This is a genomic window from Trueperaceae bacterium, assembly GCA_002707365.1.
Lineage (GTDB): Bacteria > Deinococcota > Deinococci > Deinococcales > Trueperaceae > UBA6957.
The window spans coordinates 161,880-188,453 of sequence record PAMQ01000015.1; the positions used below are offsets into that span (position 1 = coordinate 161,880).

A 26,574-nucleotide genomic window follows, 5' to 3' on the forward strand; every position below is an offset into this window, starting at 1 on the left:
GCGGGCGCTACTCTGGGAGCCTTACGGACGCCAATATAGCAGCTCCGACAACAGTTTGAATTGCTACCGAGAGCTCTATCAGTGGTACATGCGGACCACTGCCTGTGCTTAAAGCAAAACATGTGTCACCATCAAACAAAGTGACTGGCGTAATAGTCCTAGCCAGTCCAGACTGAGCACTTCCAGCCAGAAGCCTTGCCTCGGCTTTAGATATTGGTACATCTGTTGCGACCACCACGAGGGTTGTGTTCGTCACAGGAGATCCCTGCAATCCTGCTGATAATTCTCCGGTTTCTCCGGGAACGCCAGCTACGAAATGACCGGTCTCGGGATCAACGATATTTCCTCCCGGATTTACCACGGCAAGAGCAGATACTACCGCACCATGGACATGAGTACAGGCCGATCCCAATCCACCGTAAGAGCTTTTATCGACTCCCTTAGATGTCCCAACTCGAGCTCCTGTACCAGCACCGATTCGACCCATTAAGACTGGCGAACCAGTCGCCTTGCTAGCAGCAATATAACCTTCCTCGACACCAGGTCGCGCACACGAATTACCTGTCCATCTGTCGAAAATTGCTGCTGCTGGAACAATGGGAATTGGACCGTAATTAGTCTCAAAGCCAATCGCGCGCTCCTCGAGCCACCTCATAACACCTCCTGCTGCTTCCAGTCCGAAGGCACTTCCTCCACAGAGTGCAACCGCGTTAATCCGCTGCACACTTTTCTCAGGTTCAAGAAGAGCCGTCTCGCGAACACTGGGTCCTCCGCCGGAGATAACAACTGACGCTACACATCCCTCAGGAGGACACAAAATCACTGTACATCCAGTGGATTGCTCTGAATCAGTCCAGTGGCCTACCTCAATTCCTTCCACAGCAGTCAGAGTGTCATTCATGGCTCTATAGGATTTTCCGGGCGTGGCGAGAGATAGCGTTGAAGATCTTTAGGCTTAATCTCGATAACCTCAATAAACTCAGATGAGGTCTCTAAAGTTGCTTGATAACCCGTTCGGGAATCTATGGCGACCTCTAACTTGATCGGATTTAGAGGGGAAGTAGTAGATGGTTCTCTTCCTTCTAAAAAAGCGCCAATGGTCCCTTCGGAACTTGCTTCGCCAGAAATTCGATCAAAACTCCTAAAGACAATACCGTCTGGTACTGGAAATCCTCTCGGATCACTTGGTCTTCCCAATAGAGCGTTTTCTACAAAATCGGTCCATGCATAAATAGGTTGCCTTGAACTATTAACGGTATTTTGCGTACCGTCACTACGCACCATAGTCTTTGGAATGGGCTGGGGTTCGTCATAACCTATCCAAACGGCCGCTACCATGCCGGGCGTAATCCCTACGAACCAAATATCTTTCTCGTCGTTAGTTGTCCCTGTTTTACCAGCCACCCAACGCCCCTCAACTGCCGCTCGCCAACTAAAAGCAGTAGGGTTAACATCTGTCACATTGCCATGAAGAAGGTCAAGGACAACATATGCAGTCTGTTCGCTCCAAACACGCGTCAATCTAGGGTTAGCCTGGTATAGGATGTTGCCCTCTGCGTCAATTACACTCCTAATAAAGTGGGGTTCAACCTGAGTACCTCCGTTTGCAAACGCGGAAAATGCCGCAGCATGTTGTAATGGAGTCACTTCAAAAGAGCCTAGTGAGAGAGAGAAAAAGGGCTGGACATCGGAATACCCCAGTTCTGAGGCTCGCTGGGCTACCGCCTGTGGCGTAGCAGCCTCCAGTGCTTTTACCGCTGGTATATTTCTTGACAAATTAAGATGCTCTCTAACTGTTGCTACACCTATAAACTCATCGTCATGGTTTGTTGGTGAGTAAACCTCTTGACCCTGCTGGTCGAAGATTGTCTCTTCATCTACCAGTATAGTCGCCTGATGAAGCCCTCCTTGTTCTATAGCCGTGGCATACACAATTGGCTTAAATGAGCTACCAGGCTGTCTACGAGCCTGTGTCACACGGTTGAATTCAAGGGCTTCAATTCCCGGATCAAGTTTCTCCCCAACCATTGCTAGCACCTCTCCGGTACCGGGGTCGATTCCAACAATAGCTAACTGAGCATTTTGAGGTACCTCAGCTCTCTCAGAAGCTGAGTTAGCTGCTCTTTGTGCCTGCATGTCAATAGTTGTATAGACATTTAGGCCTCCTGCCCCAAACACCACGCTTTCACCAAAACGGTCTGTCAGCCAATTACGAACTGCAAAAACCACATGACTAGAAAGCTCTGAACTTACACTCTCCTGAACAATTACCTCATCACCAGTACGCTCAAGGGAAACAACATTGCCCGTTCTATCGTAGGTTACCTTCCAACCTTTTGGTTCTAATCGATATCGCCAGGCTCTATCTGCCTCAGCAGAACTTATCATTCCTCTGATAACCATCCGATTCAAAACCCTTGCCATGCTTTCTCGGGAGTCATGAAATTCTTCATGATAGGAGTTAGGGAGAGGGATCAGACGAGCTAGGTAAAGTCCCTCTGCAAGATTTAACTCTATAGGATCCTTACCAAAATATGCTTGCGCTGCTGCTCGAATACCGTAAACGTTTCCTCCCCAATAAATCACGTTTACATAACGTTGAAGTACTTCAGCCTTAGTGAGACGGCGTTCGAGTTCAATCGCGAGCATCACTTCTTTTGCTTTGCGTTCTAACGAACGATTCGCACTAAGCTCTGCAAGAATCGTGTTCTTTACAACCTGGGTGGTAATAGTAGAACCACCGCGATCGGCCTGACCAAAGAATTCTTCGTAGAATGCCCGAGCTATACCTGGCAGATCAAATCCATAGTGGTCAAAAAATTGATCATCCTCGTAAGCGATAATGGCTTGCAAAACAGCGGGAGAAACTTCGTCTAACCGAACGGGAATCCTGTTTATACCTGCACGATCTTCCCCAAACACAGGAACAATCGAACCGATCTCAGTTCCATCGCTAGCAAAGATCTTAGAGGTAGCCGTGAAATCTAGAGCATCTATACCTTCAAGGCTGGGTAATTCCTGAGCCCACTGCAAGGCCGAGGCACCAAGAAGAGCCGATACTGACAAAATCACTGTCAGTAGTACGAGGAAGGCACCGCGGACAATCCTCACGTCGACAATTCTACCAGTTCAACTTCAAATATTCTTTGCTAACAAAGATCTTTCCGCGCGTCACCCTGAGCCCCCCAGAAATCACCATCCGCGAGTAGCAAGAAGTTGTTCCTCTTCAAGTAGATCGCTATTAATTCCAACCATAGCCTCACCCAATCCCCGGGATACTTCAGCGAGAATGTCAGGGTCCTCAAAGTGACTAACAGATCGGACAATAGCCTGTGCCCTCTCGAACCAGGCCTTTTGTTGATCCTCTTGAGAAAGGTCAGAAGCTGACTTAAATATTCCCGAACCCACGAATACTCCATCAACTCCAAGTTGCATCATGAGAGCTGCGTCAGCTGGGGTGGCTATTCCACCGGCAGCAAAGTTTACCACTGGCAATGTACCGCTCTGATGAACGTCACGAACTAAATCGAAAGGAGCTCCGATATTCTTAGCGTACGCCATCAGTTCCTCTTCAGGCTTTGCGCTAACCATTTTCACGTCTCCTAACACGCTTCGGGCATGGCGGACAGCTTCTACCACATTTCCAGTTCCAGCCTCTCCTTTAGTGCGAATCATACTTGCACCCTCTCCAATGCGCCGGAGAGCTTCTCCTATATTGGTTGCCCCGCATACGAATGGGACCTTGAACCCGTGCTTATTAATGTGATGGCTTTCGTCAGCTGGAGTCAATACCTCTGATTCGTCAACAAAATCGACCCCCAGAGATTGCAAAATCTGAGCCTCAACGAAGTGCCCGATACGCGCCTTAGCCATAACTGGTATTGAGACAGCCTCTATGATCTCGACAATCATATCTGGATTGCTCATTCTAGCAACGCCACCTTGGGCCCGGATATCAGCAGGTACCCGTTCCAAAGCCATGACAGCGACAGCTCCCGCATCCTCTGCTATTTGCGCTTGATCAGAATTAACCACATCCATAATGACGCCGCCTTTAAACATTTCGGCAAAACCGGTCTTTACGGCTGTGCTACCAACCAATTTAGTTGAAAGTCCCTTGTCATCCATTCTGTTTCACCTCTTAGCAATCAATCTTTCCTTGAAAAGCAGCTTCTCTTCTTTACGTTACCCCAAGAATCCGAAGGCTTGAGAAGGAGTTTACACCGTGAATTATTGATTGAAAGCCACATACGCTTCCAATCGTTCTTGGGCAGCCCCAGAATCAATAAGATTTGCCGCCAACTCGACCCCAGCCTGCAGGCTTGATGCACAACCGCCCAGGTAGAGTCCAGAACCTGCATTAAATAGCACAACATCTCGTTTCGCTCCTACCTCTTCACCTGATAGAACAGCACGAGTAATTACTGCATTATCTTGAGGATCACCGCCAGCGAGGTCATTTAAAGAATACTTTGAGAGACCGACGTCCTCAGAGAAAATGGAGTAAGAGGATACTTGACCATCTGAACCTAATTCACTAACAAAGTTCTCTCCTGTAACCGAAAAATCATCTAAGCCATCGCCGTGTACCACTAGTGCCCTTTCAACGCCCAGTTTTCCCAGAACATGAGCCAGTAGTTCAGTCATGCTTGGATCAAACACCCCCATCAACTGACGATTAGCGCCAGCAGGGTTCGTAAGGGGGCCGAGAACATTAAAAACAGTTCGAGCCCTTAATTCAGCCCGAACAGGTGCGACAAAGCGCATTGCAGGATGATGACTCCGAGCAAAGAGGAAAGCGACACCAGTAGCTTCTAGGCTTTCCGCAAGAACCTCTGGATTTTGGTCGATATTGACCCCAAGCGCTTCTAAGAGATCTGCTGACCCAGACCGTTTTGTAACCCCCCGGTTTCCGTGCTTTGCCACTCGTACCCCACCAGCAGCGACAACGAACGCTACAGTGGTACTAATGTTCAACGTGGATTTCCCTGTACCTCCGGTTCCACAAGTATCCAACAATGGAGTGTCCATTGGGACGGAGAGTTTTACTGACCGCTCTCGCATGGCTTCAGCGAAACCGGTAATTTCTTGAACCGTTTCACCACGGGTCCGAAGGGCGGCTAGTAGGGCTGCTACCTGGACCTTAGAAACTCTGTCGTCCATAATCAATCCCATGACATCTTTCGCCTCCGACTCACTCATTAAGATCCCATCAAAGAGTCGGTTCAATAGAGGTGAAAGGTCTTCTCTTGTGTCAGCTTCGGTCACCGTGAATCTCCTTCCATTTTGCTATTGCTCCCTCACAATAGGCTTTTTCGTATGCCACCTTATCTGTACCTAGAAGAAACACCAGGGGGCTAATCGGTGGGCTCAATAGAAACCATTTTATTGTCAGCATCCAGGGCTTAACACCGAGGCGAAAAGCCGTCTTTGGATAACGCTTAGCAATCTCGACTGCATTTGATCCAGCACTGCTGGCTTTATCGACTTGGGCAGTCATCGTAGGATCTGGCCCGATATGATCCGTTACTACACTAGTCAATGCCACAAGAGGGTACCCTGCCTCTCTCAATTTGAATCCTAGCAAGACGTCCTCGTGACCGTATCCGCCCAACCACTCTGGGAAACCGCCAACTTCCCAGAATTGTGTTGCCGAAATGCTAAAATCAGTATGTAAGTTCCAATATTGAAATCTTTGGGGTCGTAAATCTCGGTAGCGCCCGTCCCGATGGTGCCAACGAATTCCGCCCTGATAGACACCCGCCTTTCCAGCGTGAGCATGGACGTGAGTTTGCAGGTTTTCTTGACGAAGTAAACAGTCGTCATCTGAAAAGTATAGTAACTGGCCTTTAGCCAGACGAGCGCAGGCATTACGGCCAGCCGAAACACCACGGTTTTCTGGAAAGGTTATGAGCTTAATTGCGAATGGGGTGCTGACCTGTTTAATCGCCTCAAGAGTGCCTTCCTCATCACCATTGATACACAACACCAGTTCAAATTGTTCAGGAAACATTGTTTGTTCTGAAAGGGATTTCAACTTTCTCAGTAGTAAATCACGGCGATTCCGCGTAACAGTTATCACCGAAATGGTTGGGGACTTCATAAGTTAACAAATATCAAGGAAGTTCTGGAGCATAGCGTGGCCCTCCTCGGTCAAAATGCTTTCTGGGTGGAACTGGACTCCCCATATTGGCCACTCTACATGACGAAACCCCATTACTATCGACTCTCCCGCGTCATCAGCCCAAGCATTGGCTGGAAGCTCGGGCGGTAGGTTATTGACTATGAGTGAATGGTAACGAGTCGCTTGAATTTTATCCTTGAGACCTCGAAAGGTACCTGTACCATCGTGCCGAATCATACTTGTTTTCCCATGCATTATAGTCTCGGCCTTATCAATCTGAGCTCCGAATGCTGCTGCAATGACTTGATGACCCAAGCAAACGCCGTATATGGGATACCGGCTTGCTACTGTACGGGTTAATTCCACTGCAACGCCAGCTTCGTTAGGGGTACACGGCCCCGGAGATATCACGATCCCATCTGGCTTAAGCTGTTCAACCTCGCTTGGAGCAAACTCATCATTCCGCCACACCACAACTTCAGCTCCAAGCTCACCAATATATTGGACCAGGTTATACGTAAACGAATCGTAGTTATCAACTACAAGTATCCTTTTCACCGGAGGCCCTTTGTAGCCATTTCTACGGCTTTTCTTAGTGCAGCAAGCTTATTGAGGCTTTCCTGGTATTCGAATCCTGGATCACTATCAGCAACAACACCGCCACCAGCTTGGAGGTGCAATCTCCCACCTGTTACCACCACAGTTCTAAGGGTTAGAGCCATGTCCATTGCCCCGGTCACTGAGACATAACCAAAGGATCCTGCATAGGGGCCACGTTTTACAGGCTCAAGTTCGTCAATGATTTCCATAGCTCTTATCTTTGGAGCTCCACTAGCCGTCCCCATAGGAAGCGTACTAGATAAAGCATCCAACGGTGTCTTATCGTGTGCTAACTCCCCCGAAACAGTTGATACAATATGCATAACATGGCTATATCGCTCTATCCTCATAAGGTCATCGACTTGTACGGATCCGTAACGGCAAACCCTGCCTAAGTCGTTACGTCCCAAATCAACGAGCATAATGTGTTCAGCCCTCTCTTTTTCATCCCCTAAAAGCTCTTGAGCTAACGCATCGTCCTCAACAGCGGTACTACCACGTGGCCGGGTTCCAGCAATAGGTAGCGTTTCAACTCTGTTTCCTCGGGTACGGACTAAACTCTCTGGACTCGAAGCTACTAAGGTCACTGGACCTAAATCAAGGTAGCCGAGATAAGGACTAGGATTTATCGCCCTTAACGCTCGGTAAACAGCGAAGGGATGTACGCCAAGGTCTGCAGAGAGGCGTTGGCTAGGAACTACCTGAAACACATCGCCAGCTTGGATATATTCTACTGAACGACGCACAGCTTCCATATAGCTGTCCCTACTGAAATTGGATTTAAACTCTGTCATTTCTCCAGCACGATCACCCGGTACGCCAGGTAAGGGGCCCCTAAGGCGGTCATGAGTCTCGTTGACGATTGAGGCTGCCCTGGACTCGTCAGAAGAGTCCCCCTCAATAGCGGGAGCAACAATGTAGACTCGTCTTGCCAAGTGATCAAAAATTACAAGAACCTCTGGCTCAATAAACAAAAGATCTGGGGTATTTAACTCGTCAGGATTGTTATTTGGGAGGTCTTCGTAAAGCCTAATTAGGTCGTAAGAAGCGAAACCTACAGCCCCAGACCAGAAATCGGGCAACTCTTCGGGTGTATCAGTCTCTGCAACCGTCATATCCCACAGGATCCGAAGTGGATCTTTGGATTCAAAGGTTTCAATACCATCTGGCGTTGTCACCGTTACCTTTTCACCCCGGGCCTCAATTCTTCGTCGCGCACCCGTGCCAATAAATGAATACCGTGCAATTCGCTCACCCTGCTCTACACTTTCGAGCAGAAAGCTCGGGTGACCCCCAACCTTTAAATAAGCACTGAGGGGAGTTTCTAGGTCGGCTAACATTGACCTGTATACTGGCTTAATTTTCGCTGCCTTATTCATCGGAACTAGTCACGATTTCCGCCCTCGTTTCATCCGGAATCCGCGAGCATTGCTCCCGAAAATCCAATTACCGGTTCATTGCTGGAAGCCTACATCCAGAAACCGATGAGTTCAAGCCCTAACTATGTAGAAAACCTGTACAGAAGGACCTCGAACACATAGTGTCAAGTATACCCGCAATTCGTATTAAAGGCCGGATCATAATCAAGGAAACCCGCTGCCTTCTCTCCCGTAGACAAGACAGTACTCTGATAACTAGCTTTACTCTTCTAGGCCTTCTGGCAAGAACATACCCATTGCATGGTATCCGGCATCTACATAAACCGTTTCACCCGTAATGCCACTACCTAACCGATCGCTGATCAAAGACAATGCTAGGCCACCGACTTCTTCGTGGGTAATATTCCTGCGTAGCATTGACATCTTACCTGCTTCGGAATACATATCTCCAAAACCAGCTATTGACCTCGCCGCTACAGTGCGCACAGGGCCAGCACTGATGGCATTGACGCGAATTCCGTGACTACCGAGGTCATAAGCTAAAAACCGCATACTTGCCTCAAGGGCCGCCTTAGCAACGCCCATCATGTTGTAGTGAGGCACTACCCGTTCTGCAGCTAGGTAAGTCATGGTTACGATGCTTCCCCCGTTTAGCATCAGGGGTGCAGCCCTATTAGCTACTGCCACCAGAGAGTAGGCACTGACGTCCATGGCAGTACGCCAGTTTTCACGGCTGGTCTTTGAGAACGGATCTGAAAAAGTCTCTTGAGGAGAGTAAGCTAATGAATGTACTACAAAATCAAGGTGACCGAATTCCTCCTCAATAACTGTGAAGAGGGTGTCTAGCTGTTCATCTTGCTGAACATCACACTCCACTAAGACAGGGTCTCTAAGCTCACCCGTAAGCTTTTCTAATCCCGGTCGCAGGCGCTCCGACTGGTAACTAAAAGCAAGGCGGGCTCCCGCCTCAGCAAGAGGACTCGCAATAGCCCAAGCTATTGAACGCTGATTAGTTACCCCGAGAACAAGTCCGTTTTTCCCATTAAGGTCGATCGCTACCATGCCACTCCTCACGTACTACAATTGTTACAAGTTTCCATCCACCGCTATTGTACCAGTGTGAGAGTAAACACCCTATCCCGGGCTGAAAGATGCTGGTAACCACACTCCTAGCAAGACAACATTGGTATTTTTCCAAAAGCATAGCTCTGACCCCTCTTGTAGTTGTTCTTTGGGCCACCTGTACCGTTAGGCAATGGTGGTAGCAACTGATTGATAAAGACGATCCCTGTGATAGTAAAAATGCATGGTACTGGTGGTAGGATCAATGCCTCATGGGGAACATTTTGTTTCAAACAACAATTCATTCAGAATTGGTAACAAGGTTTCAAAAAACCAGGAGTGTTGTATTACTGTGAATGTGGCCAAAATGCCCCTGTCAACTGTCGGGGCTCTAGTTGTCAATCCCTCTGATAAAGTGCTGCTGGTCCTGACCCATAAATGGAAGAATACTTGGGGTGTGCCTGGAGGAAAAATTAATTATGGAGAGAACCTACGGGCGGCACTAGTGCGAGAAATACGCGAGGAGACTAGCCTTGAAATTAATAACATACGCTGGGCTCCTACGCAGGAAATGGTTTTGAGCGAGCTCTTTTATCGTCCTGCCCATTTTATTTTGCTTAATTTCATTGCCTGCTCAAACTCAGAGAAAGTAACGCTAAATGAGGAGGCTCAGGACTATGTTTGGGTTTTTCCAAACGACGCACTTGCGTACAAGCTTAATGAACCAACCCGGTGCCTAATTAATTACTTCATTGAACACGGTCACACAGGAAATAGATTAGACCCATGAAATTAAGATCAGCGCTGATCACAGGTTCGGCAAAAGGCATTGGCAAATCTCTGCTCCTTGCTCTAGCTAAAGACGGACTTGATGTTGCGTTGCATTACCAGAATAGTTCTGCGGAAGCTGAAAGTACCGCCAAGAAGGCTAAAACTTATGGGGGAAAAGTAGTTAGCCTTCAAGCTGATGTGACGGTGGCATCTGAGGCTCGCAAACTAGTTGACGAAGCTCACGAAGAGCTAGGTAGTCTCGACGTACTAATCAACAACGTTGGAAATTATTTTCGAGGACCACTTTCTAGAATCGATGATGATTCTTGGCATGACATGTTCAATAGTAATCTGCATGCCACGTTTTATACATGTCAACAAGCAGTGTCTTTGATGCGAGAAACAGGTTTCGGGCGAATAATAAACATCGGTTATGCCGGAGCTGAATACCTAAAAGCCCGACCCGGAATTGTAGGCTATCAAATCGCTAAAACTGGAGTAATCCTATATAGCAAAGCCCTTGCGCATACCGAGGCAGCTTCTGGTATCACTGTGAACGTAATTAGTCCTGGAGTGATGGAAAATAGTACATCTAAGCCGGTAACGGAAATCCCTGGCGGGAGAACTGGCAAACTTGGGGAGCTGGTGTCTGCAACCCGTTTCTTACTCTCAGAAGAAGCTTCTTACATCACGGGCGTTACCCTAGAGGTAGCTGGTGGTTGGAATCTGTAACATCTTTCAAAAACCCCTATCTGAACAGGATGGCATTTTTGATGCTGAGCCCCAGATAGGGGACTTACCTTTGGCCCTTAAAATCAACCTGTGGACACCAGTAGCACTATTTTATGAAAAGCTGTGGCGCTGGCATTCTATAAGCATCCTCAGTTTCGGTAGATACTCAACTAAACAGGAGCTCGACCTAATGATCCAGCTCCTACAATTACAGTCTGGCCAAAGAATATTGGACGCCGGATGCTCTGCAGGACTCTACAGCCGCCGCATCCTAAGTGCTAAGGCAGACGTGGAGGTCCATGCAGTCGACTTTAGCCTCCCCTTTTTAAAAGAGGCAAAAAGAACTAGCCCGCATGATGGGATTCCAATATCCTTCACTCGCGCTGACCTACAGAATCTCCCTTACCGTGACAATACGTTCAACATAGTAGCCTGTGGGGGAACACCAAACGAGTGGAGAAACCCCAGAATCGTCTTACAGGAATTTTCTCGTATCCTAAAGACTGATGGGTGTCTTTGGGTGATGTATCTATCTAAAGCAACCTCTGCCATTGGTAAGTTACTTCAAAGCTTAATCTCTACAGCAGGAATCCGATTCTTTGATCACAATGAGTTAAACAAAATCGCAAAAGAATTCAACCTTAAGCCTGTAGCCACAAACCAATACGGGGTGGTTACCATGACCCTGTTTCGTATTGGCTGAAAGAGATGTCGATTCCGCAATTTATAAACCACTTCCTCCACTCTTCGATTCAAATGAAGATCCGGAGTTACCGAATAATATAGGACCGAGGAAATGATTGCATCTAACGATTTAGGTGTGTTGACGAAAAACCAAATCTTTTTTTGTGCTGGCTTAATGGCCTTAGCTATCACCTTATTATCGCCCCCATTACAATGGTGACTTATAATCCCTGCCCCAGTATCGGTATGCTTAGTCCATGACTAACCCTCAGACTTCTCTATTCCCTAGCCCGGCAGAGAGAAGCTCTACAAACGGCAACACGTTGATCGTTATAGACGGCCACGCTCTTGCATTCCGGAGTTACTACGCCATCCGAGAATTGACTAACAGTAAGGGCCAGGCAACCAACGCGGTATTCGGTTTTGTCCGATCTCTTCTGCGGATACTTACCGAAGGAGGAGATGAAACTACAACAGTAGTAACGTTCGACGCACCAGCCAAAACCTTCCGCCATGAAGCATACAAGGACTACAAAGCAGGTCGGGCACCCACCCCAGACGACCTACCTGGACAGATCGAAATGATCAAGGAAATCGTAGGTCACCTAGGACTTCATCAGGTTGAAATGCCCGGGCTTGAAGCTGACGACCTAATTGGCACAATCGCTAAGACTTGTGAACAATTAGGATTCTTAATCGAAATCGTGACAAGTGACCGAGATGCCTATCAACTCATCAGCGATAGAGTTTGTGTACGCGGACTCGACAAGACTGAACGCTTTGGACCAACCGAAGTGTTTGAGAAGTATGGGGTCACTGTTAACCAGTGGACTGATTATCGAGCCCTCACTGGAGATTCGAGCGATAACATACCAGGAGCGAGAGGTATCGGCCCTAAGAGCGCTCAAAAGCTTCTCGAGCGATACCAAAATCTCGACTTTATCCTAAATAACCTAGACTCGGTAGAACCACAATCCCAAGCGGCAAAGATTAGAGATTCAATCGATGACGTACTCCAATCCCGTGTCCTATCGAAAATTGTAACTAATGCTCCCATCGAGATAGATCCACATGGATGGGCAGAGCGAAAGATTAATCGCGAACCTTTACTGAAGATTCTAAAACGTCTCGAATTTGGCAGCATTATTCGGGAGCTTGGGTTAGCAGAATTGAATACCGTCTCCTATGAAGAGATTACTTGGCCTCTTACCGATGGCGCAGTCGGGTTCGTCCTCTCGGAAGCCAGTCCAATGTGGGCAAACCTCGACGAGATGGCACTAGCTCGTGAGCGGAAGGTCTCGATAGCTCCTAACCCGACAGCTGCAACAGAGTATCTTGAGGCTGCCGAGCAACTCGATGCTTGCGACGCAAAAGCTCTATCGGTGCTTACGCGTCGGATAGTGGGGACACCAACACAGCCAGGCGACGATCCCCTCCTAATGGCATACCTGTGTGACGTCAATACTGTTCAAGTTGAGAAAGTAGCCCTCCGATATGGGGCAGGTGAGTGGAAAAACGACGCAAAGTCACGTGCAGAAATCACGGCGGATCTCCTCCGAATCCTTAGGCAACAACTCGATGGCAAACAACTCGAGCTTTATGAAACTATAGAACGGCCTCTTCAAGGGATCCTAGCTGCTATGGAATATCGTGGAATCGAAGTTAACGAATCCATACTTAACGACCTCTCAGCATCCATATCAATAACGCTAAAAGAGATCGAATCGTACGTGCGTGACCTTGCAGAAAATCCTGATCTCAATTTGAATTCTCGGGATCAACTAGCTGACCTATTATTCGACAAGCTTGGCCTAAAAGCTGGTCGTCGGACTTCTACTGGAAAACGCAGTACCGCCGTTAGTGCCTTAGAACCACTAATATCATCTCACGAAGTTGTACCCAAAATCCTCACCTACAGAGAACTGTCTAAGCTCAAGAACACGTACCTTGACCGACTGCCTAAACTAATTCACCCTGAAACCGGGAGAATCCATACAACCTTTAACCAAGCCTTAGTAGCAACGGGCAGACTTTCTAGTGCCAACCCCAATCTCCAGAATATCCCTGTCCGCACTGAAGTGGGACGCAAGATACGAAAGTCGTTCGTAGCAGCATCTGGATGGAAACTGCTCGTAGCCGATTACTCTCAGATTGAACTGCGAATTTTGGCACATATAGCTGATGATCCTGCTCTAATTAATTCTTTCCAAAATGGCGAAGATATTCACCGCAGAACTGCAGCTCAAATCTATAACGTTGAAAGTAGCGAGGTTAGTCCCTCCATGCGCCGAGTTGCTAAGATAATCAACTTTGGGATTCTTTACGGGATGTCTGCCCACCGCCTAAGTAGAGAACTAGGCATCAATTACGATAGAGCTCAAAGCTTTATAGATACCTATTTTACTGGCTATCCAGGTGTCCAAAAATATATTGAATCAACACTTTCGTTCTGCCGCGACAAAGGATACGTCGAAACCCTACTTGGTCGGAGAAGGCATATTCCAGATATCAAAAGCACAAATCGAAACACTCGCGAATACGCTGAACGAACTGCTTACAACATGCCAATCCAAGGTACTGCTGCTGACATCATAAAAACAGCCATGATCGAACTTGCCCCCGCTCTTATCCCTCTAAATGCCCACCTGCTTTTGCAAGTTCATGACGAATTGATCATTGAAGCGCCGGAAACTAACATCAATGAAGTCTCTAAACAGGTTAAAGCCACAATGGAGCATGCTTTTCAACTTAAGGTGCCTCTGGTGGTAGATGTCGGGGTTTCGGATAATTGGTTGGATGCAAAATGAGAAATCCGTGTTGTTTCATACCTGAACCTCCAACCTTAATGAAAGAGTAGAATGCTTTTATGAAGGCTCTCCAGTTCTTCGGAACAGATGGTATCCGTGGGACAGCCGGTCAGGAGCCCATGACGGCAGAGTTCGCCTTCCAAGTAGGAGCTGCTGCTGCCAGAACCTTAGGTAAAGATCAGGAAAAGGTACGTGTTTTCGTTGGAATGGACACCCGTGAATCAGGCCCAATGCTTGCCCACGCAGTATCAGCTGGGCTTACCTCCAGAGGGGCAGACGTCTTGTGGTTGGGAGTCATGCCCACTCCTGGAGTCGCTTATCTTACTAGGAAATTAAATGGGACGGCAGGCATTGTCATTAGCGCCTCTCACAACCCTTACGCAGATAACGGAATTAAGTTCTTTGACCACCTTGGTCAGAAATTAAGTTCCGAAATTGAAATAGAGATAGAAAATTTCCTCAGTGCGACGACCCCCAAATCGGTAGACGGTAGGATTGGACGATCTGACCGGTATCGTTACGAAGATGGCGAATACCTTCGATTCTTACTTACTAATGCCCCTTACTTAGATGGGCTAAAAGTAGGACTTGATTGCGCTAACGGATCTGCTTCACGCATTGCTCCGTATGTTTTTAGAGAAATTGGCGCTCGCCTTGTCATTGAAAACGATCAACCTAATGGACAGAACATCAATGCCGAGTGCGGCTCCACCCACCCACAAGCCATCCTTAGTCGAGTGACCGAAGACGCTCTCGAGGTCGGGGTGACTTTCGACGGTGATGCCGATAGAGTCCTAATGGTTGATCGAAATGGCCGACTCGTCACTGGGGATCACATGTTAGCTATCAACGCTATCTCGCGAGGCGAAAAAGCGGTCGTAGGTACCGTAATGACCAACCTAGGAATAGAAAATTACCTTGCCGACCAAGGCATAGACGTCATTCGCACGCAAGTCGGGGATCGCCACGTATTTGAGGAATTATCGAAACAAGGATTGCACCTCGGGGGCGAACAGTCAGGTCACATTTTATTCCTAGATCTAGCCCCAACCGGCGACGGCGTTCTCACCGCACTGCAGACTCTGGCGGCGGTTCGGAAATCTGGCATCTCTCTAGAAGCCTGGATGGACGAAATTCCAACCTATCCCCAAACCCTTTTAAACGTTGAGGTTAAATCGCAGCACAAAATAAAACTTCCTACCCATGAAGTGGTCGAGGCGGCAGTTAAACAGGCGGTAGAGCGACTTGGGGAAGCAGGGCGAGTTAGTTTGCGGCCCAGTGGTACCGAACCACTTGTCCGCGTGATGGTCGAGGGTCCTAACGAACCAGTTGTTCACGACGTAGCATCGCAAATAGCTAACGCTGTAAGAAATGCTGCCAAGCAAATATGAGCTTAACAACGTCATTAACTCCGACCAGTTACATGAAGTGGTCGTTAAATCCCCAAGGGCGCGTCCTGATTTCATCCCAATATTATGAATGTAATTGACTAGGGTTTTACCAACCACGCCTAATATGCAACATTTATTATACCCTCGACGAACGTATTGTCGTGACAAAATTTAGCATTCCACTTCATTGTCATTCTCGAAAAGCTCAATACCTTGCAAGTCTATTGCGATGAGGCTACCAAGATCTAACCCTGGTAGGATTTACCCCATACCACAATTGGATCTGCAGTGTTATTCGGCACGATTGCTAAGCCGTTTCCCAATGTGCTAGGATCCAAACGCTGGGTACTAGCTAAAGACATTTGCTAGTTTTTTTGTAATCCCGGCAGCCTATGCAGGTTTTAGAGGAGAATGATGGCTAGAAATTTGTCAGCAATGAAGTACCATCGGCAATCAGAGCGGCGCCGTACCATTCATCGGTCCCAAAAAACCATGATCCGTACCTTTTCTAAGAAAGCCGTTGAGGCAGCAGAATCAGGTGACGCCGAAGCAGCTACAAAATTTGCGAAGGTAGCCCAAGGGCTAATCGACAAAGCCCAGAAAACGTCTACGCTCCATAAAAATACTGCTGCGCGCAAGAAATCTCGTCTTGCGAAACAGATACGCAACCTTCAACAGACTTCTTAACAAACGGTGTCTGGCCTATTTGCAATGCAGTAATTACTGTTGTTTCTTTGGGATTAATTATATAGGGCTGAAATATGATTAGCTGAAACGTTCCTCTTGGAATGGATCTCCCCTCATATGATAGCCGTTCCTTTCCCAGAATCCCGGCTTATCTTTTGCCATAAACTCAATGCCAGAAAGCCACTTTGCGCTCTTCCACGCATAGAGGTGTGGAATGATTACTCGCAACGGCCCTCCGTGTTCACTAGGAATATCTTGTCCTTCAAGCGCATGAGCCAACATGCAGCCTTCACCGAAAAAATCCTCAAGCGAAAGATTAGTTGTATACCCGCCATAACAGTGAAGCATCACATGAGTAGCTTCTTCAGCTATCTCCAGGTAAGTTAACAGGTCCCGAGTAAGAGTCCCAGTCCAGCTGACATCGAGCTTAGACCAATGAGTAACACAGTGGAAGTCTTTGCATATAGTTGTCTGCGGAAGCTCTTTTATTTGCTCCCATCCGAATACCTTAGGAGCTACAAGTCCCGTAATCTTTATCTCTATATTATCCTTATCCAGACTTGGTGTCGGTCCGTAAGTGAGAACGGGAAAATTGTCTGTAACACTTTGACCCGAAGGAACTCGGGAGTCATTTAGCTCAGTTTCTAACGACTCTCTTCTCATGACTACTAAGGCTAGCACGGTATCTCGAGGACTGCGTTGAATAACCAGGGTATCTTGGAGACATGGCACCCCGTATAGTTCTCGTTAGGACCAAAGAGGCTAAAAACATTGGAAGTGCCGCTAGAGCGATGAAAAACTTCGGACTATACGACCTGCATTTGGTTGCACCTCGTTGTGACCTACAACCGAACGGATACCGCCTAGCATCCCACGCAGTCGATGTCCTAGATCGCGCAGTCATCTGTAGTTCGATTGATGAAGCACTTAGCGGCTGCACGAGAGTCATAGGCACATCTGCGAGGCCGCGCGCCTCAGAGGCGTTAATGGAATTCACACCTGGAGGGCTACCTGAATTCTTACCTGAAGACGGGGGGGCTATTGTGTTTGGGCCCGAGGATTTTGGCCTCTCAAACGAAGAACTTGACTACTGTCAAGCTCTGGTCAGAATCCCGACTGCTGAGTACGCTTCACTTAACCTCGCCCAAGCCGTCGGCTTAATGGCTTATGAGTGGTTCCGGGCGAAGCAAACATCTGCAACCACCTCGCTCGAATCTCGACAATTGGCGCCTCGCGAAGATCACGAGGCGTTATATAAACACCTTCTTAAGGCCCTTCACCACATAGGCTATACCGATAACATACGAGAACGAAGTGCTGATCATCTCTTCCGACGCGTGTTTGACCGGGCGCAGCTCGATACTCGGGAGATTGCTGCCCTCAGAGGCCTGTGCCAACAAGTGATTTGGGCTGCTGATCAGACTCCCGATCAAATTCCTGGACACCGAAAAACTCGTTGACACAAAGCCGATACGGTCTGTATACTTGCGAACGCCGACCGGAGGGTTGGCCGAGTGGTTGAAGGCGACGGTCTTGAAAACCGTTATAGGGTTTCCGCCCTATCGGGGGTTCGAATCCCTCACCCTCCGCCACATTTTCCGGTCAGCAAATACGGTTGGGAGAGGTGGCCGAGCGGCTGAAGGCGCTCCCCTGCTAAGGGAGTATAGGGGCACAACCTCTATCGAGGGTTCGAATCCCTCCCTCTCCGCCAACTGCTATGACCCTAATTACCTGGAAGTTGGTTAAGGGTTACACAAACTAAAGTGTGGGCCCGTAGCTCAGCTGGATAGAGCGTCTGACTACGGATCAGAAGGCCAGGGGTTCGAATCCTCTCGGGCCCGCCAAAACCTCTCCCCTAGGCTCATGCAGTAACTAATAACTCGTTTCTTACAATGTGTTTTGACGTATTTTTTTTCCCAATTACACATTAGCGATGCAGCGGATGTCGAATTCGACAAACTCAGCCTAATAATCCCGTTTTTCATAACGCAATTTTTCTCTTATCAATCTCCGGCACTACTTTCCAGCCTACGACTACTAATTGTTTTCCTCTAAGAAGCACGCTTGTGCCTAATGACTTGCTGCAAGACAATTTTGCTATGTTACAGCTTATGAATGATAAGTGGGCTCTTTTGTTCTTTGATGATCAATACCTAGATCGACGCGAAAACCTGGCTAGACGGATAGGTCAGCCCACGCAGATTATTGAGGGAGATTATCGGGATCCTAGCCTAGACCCAAGTTGGGGGTACCCAAGTGTGTTCCGTGACAAAGAAACAGGTATCTGGCGATGTCTTTATCAGGGACAACTGAGACGATCTGAGCTACCCACAGGTCGCAATCTTCAACATTTAGCTGTTCTTTTGGAGAGCCAAGATGGAGTGCATTGGGAAACCCCTGAACTTGACTCTCGTAGTCCGTTAACAAATCGTGTTAGGCCCAATCAAGTTCTACCCCTAGACGGATTTGGTGAGTGGGGACCTTGCTTCTATGATTCACAAACCACCAATCCTGAAGAACGTCTCAAAGCGTTCGTGCAAACCCGTGATAAGAATCAGCTTGCAGCTCCGTTGTTTGTGTCATCTGACGGCCTCAATTGGAAGTTAACCAAGGACCGCAACTGGCACCCGACAGGTATCGATCCAGCTGTTAGTGGCTTCTGGAATCACATACGTAAAAGTTACGTAATTGCGGCCAGGCCGCGTGCTGGTGACCGTCGCATCTCTGTTTATGAGACTCGTGATTGGATTGAATTTTCAGATCCTGAGGTTGCTATTCGGCCCGATAGTCAAGACAGTCCAGCGGCTCAAGTATACGGAATGCCAGTGTTCCCGTACGCTCATATGTTTATCGGTTTACTGTGGATTTACCACACTACACCGGTAGTGAATTCTGGCAGTAAATTCATTCACGGTAAAGTGGATTGCCAGCTCGCCTACAGTTATAACGGCTGGCATTTTCAACGATGTCAGCGACAACCATTCCTCCCTCAAGCTTCTCAACCCGGCGAGCCGGGTTATGGGTGCATATATCCATCCAGCATCGTCCACACTGACGACAACAAAATTCGGATCTATTCGAGCGCCTCGGAAGGTGAGCATGCCCAAGTTCTTTCTGAACCAGAACGGGGGGAGGGACGACTTCTTCTACATGAGCTTCGTAAGGACGGCTTTAACTATCTAGAATCTCTCGGGGGACCTGGTTGGCTAACGACCCGTTTACTCCAAATAACTGGTTCCCTACTCTCAATCAACATTCATGTGCCGCATGGTTCTGCTCGTGTGCAGGTTTCATCAGTAAGCGGTGAACCCCTCGATGGCTACAAATTTAGTGACTGCATTGCTTTCACAGGCGACAATCTCACTTGGGAGCCTATCTGGAATGGGGGTAACTCCATCGGATCTCTCGCCGGTCAAGTCGTTCGGCTTGAGTTAGAACTTTTCAATGGGAGGGTATTTTCTTTTCGCGGCGACCTAATCCCAACCCGTCGCCCTCCAAGAGATGGAGCCAACCCAGAATTCCCAATAGAACCACTCTATGAGCATTAATTCGGGTGCTTTTACAATTGGTAGATATTGAAATACCGAGCTATTTAAATTCGCTATCGTTTACGTGTATCCTGTATACTCCGAATTCGTTCGGGTCGTTAGCTCAATTGGCAGAGCAGCTGACTCTTAATCAGCGGGTTATAGGTTCAAGTCCTATACGACCCACCACGGGAAACACCCTATACCCCTAGTGACGCCAAGTAGAGGGGTACCTACAGCCGTTCGTCTCCTCTACCAGGAGTCCTACATTCGATATTGAACACAAGCTCTTCTAGAATGCTACCGCCAAGACTCACTTCCAATTAGAATAAGTCATTGACACGGTACTGGGGAAGTCCACACCGGATACCCCAGTAATTTACTTTTCGGTACAATCAGCCGAACATGACTATCAACAGAAACGAGAAAAGGGAACAGCTCACCCGTGAGGGGTTCTGCGTATTTGAAGGAGTCTTGGACCCCCGGACCGTTACCAAGTTAAACAAAGCCAGCGATTTGGCTGTTTCTCAAGAGGATCCCAAGCACTTTAAGACCCATCGTGCCCAGGGAAGCCTCATCTCATTGTGGAAATTCCCAGACACAGCATTTACTGAACTTGTCGCTGACCCAAGAGCCTTAAGGGTCTTTTCGAATCTCGGATTTGAGCACCCAAAATTCTGGAGTGGTTTCATCATCAGTAAACCACCGTACGCACCACCACTTTACTGGCACCAGGATAGTCACTTGTGGGGACATCCTATCGGATACACTAATCAGCCACAAATGTACTTTTTGATGTACTACCTGGTCGATACCAATTCTGAGAAAGGTTGTCTACGCGTCATTCCCGGATCACACCGCAAACGTCATGCGTTGCATGACTTGGATAGAGGAGCCCACGAGAAGGACGAAGTAATGCGGGCCGATAATCTAGACCATCCAGCCCTAAAACGAGCACAGGGTGAACTTGACGTCCCGGTCCGAGCTGGTGATGTAATTATTGGTGACGCTCGCCTACTTCATTCAGCTAACGCAAATAATTCCTCTGAGCGACGTACAGTGTTAACACTCTGGTATTGGCCAACCTGGGTAGATCTCCCAGAAGAGATACAGGCGATGATAGCCTTGAAATTTTCTAGGTCCCCAGAGACCGTTTTGTGGGCAAAAAAGACTCGAGAGCTAACACAATTCTTAATCCCTGAATATTCGGGAGACGCAGCTCCTATTGAATCAAATAACCTTCCCGGTCCTGAACTCAATTAGGCCATGGTGGGTACAGTAGTAACGCAAGAACTATCTCAAATTAAATGGCTCTATGCCTGAAGATGTCATTTGCAGTACAGAAACGATAATGGCACCCGTCCAAGATAATACCCGGTCGAATTAACTGCTATTAGGTCGGATAGTTTGGTATTTTTTGTTAATCATGTCTCCAGCGCGTAAAACAAGTTAAAGGTTAAACCCACTTGCACTAGTCCCGCTACCATTACATCATTGACTACCACATACCCCCCCTTTCAGATAGCCCGCCAGCGGTTTAAAGTGGTGCATGCGCCCAAACACTTTGAAAGCTCTTTTTGCCCGTGGGGAAGCCGCTGTCAATGGTTGGCTCGCTATCCCCTCTTCCATCTCAGCCGAAGCCATGAGTCACGCGGGTTTCGACAGCCTTACAATTGACATGCAACATGGACCAGTAAGCTTCGAAGCTGCAATTCCGATGCTTCAGGCTATTTCTACCACCGAGGTAACTCCGTTATTCCGAGCTCCTTGGAATGAACCAAGCACGATAATGCGAATGCTTGACGCCGGCGCGTATGGCGTTATTTGTCCAATGATAAATAACGGCGTTGAAGCTGAAGAGCTAGTGAATGCCTGCCGTTACCCACCTGCAGGGAAACGAAGCTTAGGTCCGAATCGGGCTCGCTTTTACGGAGGTGCTGACTATGGACCTGACGCTAACGAGGAGATGCTTGTCTTCGCAATGATTGAAACTACACCAGGCCTAACAAACCTATCTGAAATCCTAAGTACGCCTGGACTAGACGGTGTCTATATTGGTCCTAACGATTTGAGTTTGTCGCTCGGGGGGGGACCAGGTGCCGACTGGACCGAGGGCCCCGCAGCCGAGGCAATTGATTCGATTATAAGAGTTACCCGTCAGCACGAAAAGGTTGTCGGTATCCACTGTGGCAGCGATTCATATGCCCTCTCTATGATCAAGAAAGGTTGTCAGTTGGTAACAGTACAGAATGACCTTGGTTACCTTGGCACGCAAGCCCGCAAGGTCACCACCGCCGTGCGCAATGGAACAACTATCAATGACCAAAAAGATTCCTCTAATAATATTTATTGAACCAAACAAAACCGATCTTCAAAACACATGTGTTAATCATGGTTTTGTAAACTTCATCTCTTGGTCCTGCTTTAACTTTTTATTACTTCGCTGGTAGGCCATAATGCGCCACGTTTAGATTGTTAAAGTTTAATTCGAACAATAAGCGACAATTTTGTACGATTGTGAGGTTGGTACCTAATTCTTATCACGGTTACGGGCATACCAATAATTTTTCTTCTAAGAAATGTTGTTGGGCCCCGGCTAAGATTTATCAGGAGGAAGCATGACCATTCATATTGGCGCAGAACCAGGCGATATCGCTAAGACCATACTTCTACCTGGCGATCCCCTTCGAGCTAAATACATAGCAGAGACCTATCTCGAAGATCTTGTCTGTTACAACAACGTACGTGGCATGCTCGGGTACACCGGTACGTATAACGGTAAAACAGTTTCGGTTCAAGGAACAGGTATGGGTGTCCCATCAATCTCAATCTATGTTCATGAGTTAATCAATGAATTCGGGGTGCAAAACCTCATTCGCGTGGGGACTTGCGGTGCGTTACAACCCGAGTTGGGACTTCGTGAGATTATCCTTGCCATGACTGCCTCCACAAACTCACATATCAATCGCCAAACGTTTGGAGGCCAGGACTTTGCTCCCAGCGCCAGCTTTCGGCTGCTGAGGCAAGCCTATGACACTGCTGTATCTAGGGGAATTCCCGTACATGTTGGTAGCGTTTTTACGAGTGACGTGTTCTACGATGCTCTAGAGTCATGGAAGCATTACGCGAAGCACGGTGTCCTTGCTGTTGAGATGGAAACAACAGCGCTGTATACGCTGGCTGCTAAATTCGCCGTGGAAGCACTAACTATTTTGACCGTAAGTGATAGCTTGGTGAGCCAGGTAGAGGATTCATCAGACGTGCGAGAACGTAGTTACACAGCAATGATGGAAATTGCTCTGGAACTAGCCTAAAAATAGGTCCTTCTGAGGCAGACAATTAACCCCCAATAGCTTCACTAATACTGCAAGCTAATGGGTGTCCTTTAGGGAGCTTTTCGGGACGTGCTAAGAAGCTCGAAGCACCTTCCTAACTGGAGGGTGTCACCTGAAGCGACCCTTTAGCTCTAGTTGTGGTCACCCCTGCTCCACGCTAGTTGGGACCCCGCCATTCATCGCTGAAGTTTTTACTGCATCCCAAAGGCGAGCCATTCGTAAGCCCACCTCAGGCGGGCAGGGATTCTTCATGCTGCCTTCGCGCACTTTAAGAAATTGATCCCATTGTCCTTGGGAGGGAGCAGTTTCGACAGGAGAAAAATCCGTTTCACCCTCCCTTTGCAGCTCAAGAAACCTACCCCAAACTCCCGTACGCAGGACCGCTTCCTTGCAAAAAACGTGAACATCAGATTCAACAGCAGTGATCCCTTCACCACACCCATTCATTGTGACCAGAACTCCCGATACGGAGCGCGCCATGATTGTGCCCGCAATATCGACCGGAGCTCCTCGATTATCAAGCCAAGCGGCAACCTCTGCGAAATCCTCACCAAGAAGATCAGTAACTGTGTTGAGCATGTGAGCACCAGTGTCGAAAAGGAAACCACCACCTGAAATCTCAGGTACTTGTCTCCATAGCCCTGTAGTACCCTCACGCCAATTTTGCCAGACATTAGCGGATACGTTCAATATTTGTCCTAGCGAGCCGGACCGTAATAATTCGACTCCCTTACGAATCTCAGGCGATAAACTGCCGTTAAACGAAACGACCAAGAGGTTACCGGTCTCGTCTCGAGTTTTGATCAGTTCAGCCGCTTCGAATGCGTTCATCACCATTGGCTTCTCTAGAAGAACATCTAGCCCAGCTTCTAAACAGGCTTGCGCCTGCTCAAAATGAAGAACATGTGGCGTCACAATGAAAGCCGCATCAAGATCCATGGTGTTATTTACCAACAGTTTCTCAAGATCGGGTTCATTTGGCGGTACCAACAAGCCTGCTTCTTCGAACAATTTACTGGCAGCCGCATAAGCCTCATCGGATGGTTCGGAAATGACTACAAATTCAGTTCCGTTAGGGCGGTTAAGTATTGTCCGGAGGTGTCCACGTGCCATTCCACCAGAACCAATCAAGCATGCCCTCACAGTTTCCTTTGCCATGTTGTGAACCTCCTCTAATTACATTGATTCTCGCATATTAAGAGGACAGTTATTTGCCATACACGTTAGAGAGTATCAACCCCCACATCTAGTTTTATAACTTTGGGCGAATCCGTCGCGCCATCGGGGTTTACCCGAATCCATTCCCCACCTCTCCCCTATACCTGGCTTTCTTTTCCTAAGTTCTCCCAAGCGGCACGGATTACAATATCGCGACTCTGGCTCAAACCAACTTCCACTTCCGGTTGGGCTGGACTAAGCTCTAGGCTAATAACTCCGTCATAAGATATTCTCTCTAACGCGCCAAAGGTCCTGACGAGGGTGTCTTCTGTTAATTTTCCTTGCAAGAGAGGAAGATGGAGGTCATCCTCTCCATCGTTATCATCAAGGTGGACATAACCCAGGTTCCTGCCCGCTTGCTCTATTATTCTCTCTGGATCTTCATTTGAAAGCAGAGCGTGGCCAATATCGAAGAGGAGCTTGAGCGCAGGATGGCCGATACTTCGAATCAAATCTATAGTACCTTCAGCCGTAGGCAGCGCTAGTCCAGGAAAGTGCTCAATGCATAGCGAGATGCCCTTGTTATGAGCGAAGGTAGCCAGTTGTTCTAGTGACTGGCTGTAACGAAGAAGGGAGTCTTTAGACCCGACAACGGGAGGAATCACGTAAACACTTTCAGCGTCTAGTAGAGCAGCATGCCTTATTACTCCTTCAACATGCCTTATTGCTGTTCCTCTGGCATCACCATTTTCAGCATCGAGCGACACACTATTAGGTAGCCCAAAAGAACCACCGATACAACTCACTCTTAATCCAGATGCGGAACAAAACCCACGTTCTGCTTCGCCACTAAGCATATGCGGTTGCACATCAATCCATTTAAACCCGAGTTGGGCAACATTTTGCAGGGTAACTTCAGTGGCCTCTCCTAAAGCCCAAATACATACCGCTAACTTCACAGTAGTTTTCCAAGCAAGCATTCCCCTGAGTCGACCCACATTATTGTTTTTCTTGGTAGGTGGTGACAGTACATAAAGCTCTCCTCTCTCTATATTTCCATAGGTTCAGCTTTATGTGCGAGAAGTCTAGCCCTGGATTTTGGGCCTGGTCAGGTTTAGAGAATTAAAGGCTTACGAAATGCTCAACTGGTAAAGTGCTTGTCTGTTAGCAAGTGCTGCCATTAATTGGGGACTACCTCGAGCTACTGAGGTCAGGTAGTCCAGATACCTAACGACTAGTTCGAAGGAAAGGACCTTTAATTAAGTATGCAGAGTAGCATCCGGGATAAACTTCATAATCTTAAAACCTTATCGAACAAAAAAGGAATAATTGCAGCCCTAGCAATTGATCAACGTGGTTCTCTTAAATCTTCTATCGCTAAAAGTCTAGGCGACCGCGATATCACCGATGACGACATAGTCACATTTAAGCAACTTGTGGTTCAGACACTTTCCCCCCTAACTTCAGCAGTCCTTTTGGACCCAGAATATGGACTCGCCGCTATCCAAAAAAAGCACGAAACCACTGGATTAATCCTCGCCTATGAAGCAAGTGGTTACGACAACACCAAAGGCAACCGTATGCCTTCGCTCCTACCGAAATGGAATGTGCGTCGTCTAGCAAAAGCTGGGGCCAGCGGCGTTAAGCTGCTGTTGTACTACGATCCAGAGGCAGCTGGCAATGATGAGAAGCATGTTCTTGTGGAGCGCGTTGGGACCGAATGCGCGTCTGTTGGGCTACCGTTTTTCTTGGAACCCGTGACCTATAAGGATGGGGTAGAAGGATTAGAGCTTGCTAAACAAAAACCAAGTCTCGTCCGGAAAACCATGCAGGAGTTTGGAACATCTAGTTACCAGGTTGATGTGCTAAAAGTAGAGTTTCCTTTCCTTGCAGCATATACAGAGGGCCTAGGAGCCACTACCGAAGTTGCTTATGACATAACCGATGCCCAAGGACATGCTCTTGATGCCGCAAACGAGGTAGAACAACCGTTCATATACCTTTCTGCCGGTGTCGATATGAGCGTATTCCGTGCATCTGTAGAGATAGTTGGTAAAGCTCACGTCCCATTCTCTGGGGTTCTTTGTGGCAGAGCCACCTGGAAAGAAGGTATCCCACATTTTACATCCGAAGGAGAGAACCACCTATCAGAATGGCTTAGAGGTGAGGGAATTGGGAACGTAACTGGCCTAAATGAGGCCCTCGATAATTATGCAATACCCTGGTGGGACCGTCTTTCCACAACTTACACCCTAGACCAATAAACGCACCATCAAGAGATTGAATTTTCAAAGCGACGGCTAGAATCCGTTAGATT

The 26,574-nt window shown here is 47.9% G+C and carries 23 protein-coding genes and 4 tRNA genes; 16 read left to right on the forward strand and 11 right to left on the reverse strand.

Features of this window, described 5'->3' with window-relative positions:
- Window positions 1-7: 7 nt before the first annotated feature.
- From CMO31_07700 to CMO31_07735, 8 genes are all read right to left on the reverse strand, one after another.
- Window positions 8-901, reverse strand: a complete 894-nt coding sequence (locus CMO31_07700) for an esterase (protein ID MAZ53878.1) — start codon at window positions 899-901, stop codon at window positions 8-10.
- Entirely contained in the window at window positions 898-3,111 is a 2,214-nt protein-coding gene (locus CMO31_07705; protein MAZ53879.1) for a penicillin-binding protein, read from the reverse strand. The genes CMO31_07700 and CMO31_07705 overlap by 4 nt, the downstream gene beginning before the upstream one ends.
- An 81-nt stretch (window positions 3,112-3,192) precedes the next feature.
- Window positions 3,193-4,128 (reverse strand): pyridoxal 5'-phosphate synthase lyase subunit PdxS, encoded by a 936-nt coding sequence (locus tag CMO31_07710; protein ID MAZ53880.1) that lies wholly within the window; start codon window positions 4,126-4,128, stop codon window positions 3,193-3,195.
- Window positions 4,129-4,230: 102 nt separating this feature from the next.
- On the reverse strand, window positions 4,231-5,202 hold the full coding sequence (gene trpD / locus CMO31_07715) for an anthranilate phosphoribosyltransferase (protein ID MAZ53881.1): 972 nt from the start codon (window positions 5,200-5,202) through the stop codon (window positions 4,231-4,233).
- Window positions 5,203-5,254: 52 nt separating this feature from the next.
- The gene (locus CMO31_07720) at window positions 5,255-6,103 is read right to left on the reverse strand and encodes a hypothetical protein (GenBank protein MAZ53882.1); all 849 of its coding nucleotides are present in this window, start codon (window positions 6,101-6,103) and stop codon (window positions 5,255-5,257) included.
- Between the two features lie 3 nt (window positions 6,104-6,106).
- Window positions 6,107-6,682, reverse strand: coding sequence for an aminodeoxychorismate/anthranilate synthase component II (locus CMO31_07725; GenBank protein ID MAZ53883.1), 576 nt, complete (start codon window positions 6,680-6,682; stop codon window positions 6,107-6,109).
- Window positions 6,679-8,103 carry an anthranilate synthase component I gene (gene trpE, locus CMO31_07730; protein ID MAZ53884.1) on the reverse strand — a complete coding sequence of 475 codons (1,425 nt, stop codon included), beginning with the start codon at window positions 8,101-8,103 and terminating at the stop codon, window positions 6,679-6,681. The genes CMO31_07725 and trpE overlap by 4 nt, the downstream gene beginning before the upstream one ends.
- A gap of 261 nt (window positions 8,104-8,364) precedes the next feature.
- The gene (locus CMO31_07735) at window positions 8,365-9,165 is read right to left on the reverse strand and encodes an enoyl-[acyl-carrier-protein] reductase FabI (GenBank protein ID MAZ53885.1); all 801 of its coding nucleotides are present in this window, start codon (window positions 9,163-9,165) and stop codon (window positions 8,365-8,367) included.
- A 367-nt stretch (window positions 9,166-9,532) separates the two neighbouring features.
- Between CMO31_07735 and CMO31_07740 the strand changes: the two genes are divergently transcribed.
- The 6 genes from CMO31_07740 (at window position 9,533) to CMO31_07765 (ending at window position 16,237) form a co-directional block, all read left to right on the forward strand.
- Window positions 9,533-9,955 (forward strand): hypothetical protein, encoded by a 423-nt coding sequence (locus tag CMO31_07740; protein ID MAZ53886.1) that lies wholly within the window; start codon window positions 9,533-9,535, stop codon window positions 9,953-9,955.
- On the forward strand, window positions 9,952-10,668 hold the full coding sequence (locus tag CMO31_07745; protein ID MAZ53887.1) for a bifunctional dihydropteridine reductase/dihydrofolate reductase TmpR: 717 nt from the start codon (window positions 9,952-9,954) through the stop codon (window positions 10,666-10,668). Before CMO31_07740 ends, CMO31_07745 begins: the two co-directional genes overlap by 4 nt.
- Entirely contained in the window at window positions 10,649-11,371 is a 723-nt protein-coding gene (locus CMO31_07750) for a hypothetical protein (GenBank protein ID MAZ53888.1), read from the forward strand. Before CMO31_07745 ends, CMO31_07750 begins: the two co-directional genes overlap by 20 nt.
- 238 nt (window positions 11,372-11,609) lie before the next feature.
- Window positions 11,610-14,159, forward strand: coding sequence for a DNA polymerase I (gene polA / locus CMO31_07755; protein MAZ53889.1), 2,550 nt, complete (start codon window positions 11,610-11,612; stop codon window positions 14,157-14,159).
- Window positions 14,160-14,218: 59 nt separating this feature from the next.
- The gene (glmM, locus tag CMO31_07760) at window positions 14,219-15,550 is read left to right on the forward strand and encodes a phosphoglucosamine mutase (GenBank protein MAZ53890.1); all 1,332 of its coding nucleotides are present in this window, start codon (window positions 14,219-14,221) and stop codon (window positions 15,548-15,550) included.
- Between the two features lie 411 nt (window positions 15,551-15,961).
- Window positions 15,962-16,237, forward strand: coding sequence for a 30S ribosomal protein S20 (locus tag CMO31_07765; GenBank protein MAZ53891.1), 276 nt, complete (start codon window positions 15,962-15,964; stop codon window positions 16,235-16,237).
- 78 nt (window positions 16,238-16,315) lie between these two features.
- Here CMO31_07765 and CMO31_07770 read toward each other — a convergent pair whose 3' ends face one another.
- Complete coding sequence (locus tag CMO31_07770) at window positions 16,316-16,900, reverse strand: sulfite oxidase-like oxidoreductase (protein ID MAZ53892.1); 585 nt, start codon at window positions 16,898-16,900, stop codon at window positions 16,316-16,318.
- 62 nt (window positions 16,901-16,962) lie between these two features.
- On the opposite strand from CMO31_07770, the gene CMO31_07775 reads away from it, so the two are divergent.
- The 9 genes from CMO31_07775 (at window position 16,963) to deoD (ending at window position 23,078) form a co-directional block, all read left to right on the forward strand.
- Window positions 16,963-17,697, forward strand: coding sequence for an RNA methyltransferase (locus CMO31_07775; protein MAZ53893.1), 735 nt, complete (start codon window positions 16,963-16,965; stop codon window positions 17,695-17,697).
- Window positions 17,698-17,737: 40 nt separating this feature from the next.
- Window positions 17,738-17,829: transfer RNA gene (locus CMO31_07780), tRNA-Ser, on the forward strand.
- Between the two features lie 26 nt (window positions 17,830-17,855).
- Window positions 17,856-17,948: transfer RNA gene (locus CMO31_07785), tRNA-Ser, on the forward strand.
- 56 nt (window positions 17,949-18,004) lie between these two features.
- A tRNA-Arg gene (locus tag CMO31_07790) sits at window positions 18,005-18,081 on the forward strand.
- Window positions 18,082-18,303: 222 nt separating this feature from the next.
- Window positions 18,304-19,785: a hypothetical protein gene (locus CMO31_07795; GenBank protein MAZ53894.1), complete on the forward strand. Its 1,482-nt coding sequence runs from the start codon at window positions 18,304-18,306 to the stop codon at window positions 19,783-19,785.
- 92 nt (window positions 19,786-19,877) lie between these two features.
- A tRNA-Lys gene (locus tag CMO31_07800) sits at window positions 19,878-19,953 on the forward strand.
- A gap of 216 nt (window positions 19,954-20,169) precedes the next feature.
- Window positions 20,170-21,027, forward strand: coding sequence for a hypothetical protein (locus CMO31_07805; GenBank protein ID MAZ53895.1), 858 nt, complete (start codon window positions 20,170-20,172; stop codon window positions 21,025-21,027).
- A 286-nt stretch (window positions 21,028-21,313) separates the two neighbouring features.
- Entirely contained in the window at window positions 21,314-22,117 is an 804-nt protein-coding gene (locus CMO31_07810; protein MAZ53896.1) for a 2,4-dihydroxyhept-2-ene-1,7-dioic acid aldolase, read from the forward strand.
- 265 nt (window positions 22,118-22,382) lie between these two features.
- The gene (gene deoD, locus CMO31_07815) at window positions 22,383-23,078 is read left to right on the forward strand and encodes a purine-nucleoside phosphorylase (GenBank protein ID MAZ53897.1); all 696 of its coding nucleotides are present in this window, start codon (window positions 22,383-22,385) and stop codon (window positions 23,076-23,078) included.
- Window positions 23,079-23,240: 162 nt separating this feature from the next.
- Here the strand turns inward: deoD and CMO31_07820 are convergent, their stop codons facing one another.
- Together CMO31_07820 and CMO31_07825 are read right to left on the reverse strand one after the other, a co-directional pair.
- Entirely contained in the window at window positions 23,241-24,257 is a 1,017-nt protein-coding gene (locus CMO31_07820; GenBank protein ID MAZ53898.1) for an oxidoreductase, read from the reverse strand.
- Window positions 24,258-24,415: 158 nt separating this feature from the next.
- Complete coding sequence (locus tag CMO31_07825) at window positions 24,416-25,237, reverse strand: hypothetical protein (GenBank protein ID MAZ53899.1); 822 nt, start codon at window positions 25,235-25,237, stop codon at window positions 24,416-24,418.
- 285 nt (window positions 25,238-25,522) lie between these two features.
- Between CMO31_07825 and CMO31_07830 the strand changes: the two genes are divergently transcribed.
- Window positions 25,523-26,521, forward strand: a complete 999-nt coding sequence (locus CMO31_07830) for a tagatose-bisphosphate aldolase (GenBank protein ID MAZ53900.1) — start codon at window positions 25,523-25,525, stop codon at window positions 26,519-26,521.
- Window positions 26,522-26,574: the final 53 nt, after the last annotated feature.

Coding starts and splice junctions, on each gene's coding strand:
- CMO31_07770 (MAZ53892.1), bottom strand. CDS start 16,900: ATGAGAAGAGAGTCGTTAGAAACTGAGCTAAATGACTCCCGAGTTCCT.
- CMO31_07720 (MAZ53882.1), bottom strand. CDS start 6,103: ATGAAGTCCCCAACCATTTCGGTGATAACTGTTACGCGGAATCGCCGT.
- CMO31_07710 (MAZ53880.1), bottom strand. CDS start 4,128: ATGGATGACAAGGGACTTTCAACTAAATTGGTTGGTAGCACAGCCGTA.
- polA (MAZ53889.1), top strand. CDS start 11,610: ATGACTAACCCTCAGACTTCTCTATTCCCTAGCCCGGCAGAGAGAAGC.
- trpE (MAZ53884.1), bottom strand. CDS start 8,103: ATGAATAAGGCAGCGAAAATTAAGCCAGTATACAGGTCAATGTTAGCC.
- deoD (MAZ53897.1), top strand. CDS start 22,383: ATGACCATTCATATTGGCGCAGAACCAGGCGATATCGCTAAGACCATA.
- CMO31_07805 (MAZ53895.1), top strand. CDS start 20,170: ATGACTATCAACAGAAACGAGAAAAGGGAACAGCTCACCCGTGAGGGG.
- CMO31_07765 (MAZ53891.1), top strand. CDS start 15,962: ATGATGGCTAGAAATTTGTCAGCAATGAAGTACCATCGGCAATCAGAG.
- CMO31_07820 (MAZ53898.1), bottom strand. CDS start 24,257: ATGGCAAAGGAAACTGTGAGGGCATGCTTGATTGGTTCTGGTGGAATG.
- CMO31_07830 (MAZ53900.1), top strand. CDS start 25,523: ATGCAGAGTAGCATCCGGGATAAACTTCATAATCTTAAAACCTTATCG.
- CMO31_07810 (MAZ53896.1), top strand. CDS start 21,314: ATGCGCCCAAACACTTTGAAAGCTCTTTTTGCCCGTGGGGAAGCCGCT.
- CMO31_07825 (MAZ53899.1), bottom strand. CDS start 25,237: ATGCTTGCTTGGAAAACTACTGTGAAGTTAGCGGTATGTATTTGGGCT.
- CMO31_07775 (MAZ53893.1), top strand. CDS start 16,963: ATGGCACCCCGTATAGTTCTCGTTAGGACCAAAGAGGCTAAAAACATT.
- trpD (MAZ53881.1), bottom strand. CDS start 5,202: ATGAGTGAGTCGGAGGCGAAAGATGTCATGGGATTGATTATGGACGAC.
- CMO31_07745 (MAZ53887.1), top strand. CDS start 9,952: ATGAAATTAAGATCAGCGCTGATCACAGGTTCGGCAAAAGGCATTGGC.
- CMO31_07740 (MAZ53886.1), top strand. CDS start 9,533: ATGCCCCTGTCAACTGTCGGGGCTCTAGTTGTCAATCCCTCTGATAAA.
- CMO31_07735 (MAZ53885.1), bottom strand. CDS start 9,165: ATGGTAGCGATCGACCTTAATGGGAAAAACGGACTTGTTCTCGGGGTA.
- glmM (MAZ53890.1), top strand. CDS start 14,219: ATGAAGGCTCTCCAGTTCTTCGGAACAGATGGTATCCGTGGGACAGCC.
- CMO31_07700 (MAZ53878.1), bottom strand. CDS start 901: ATGAATGACACTCTGACTGCTGTGGAAGGAATTGAGGTAGGCCACTGG.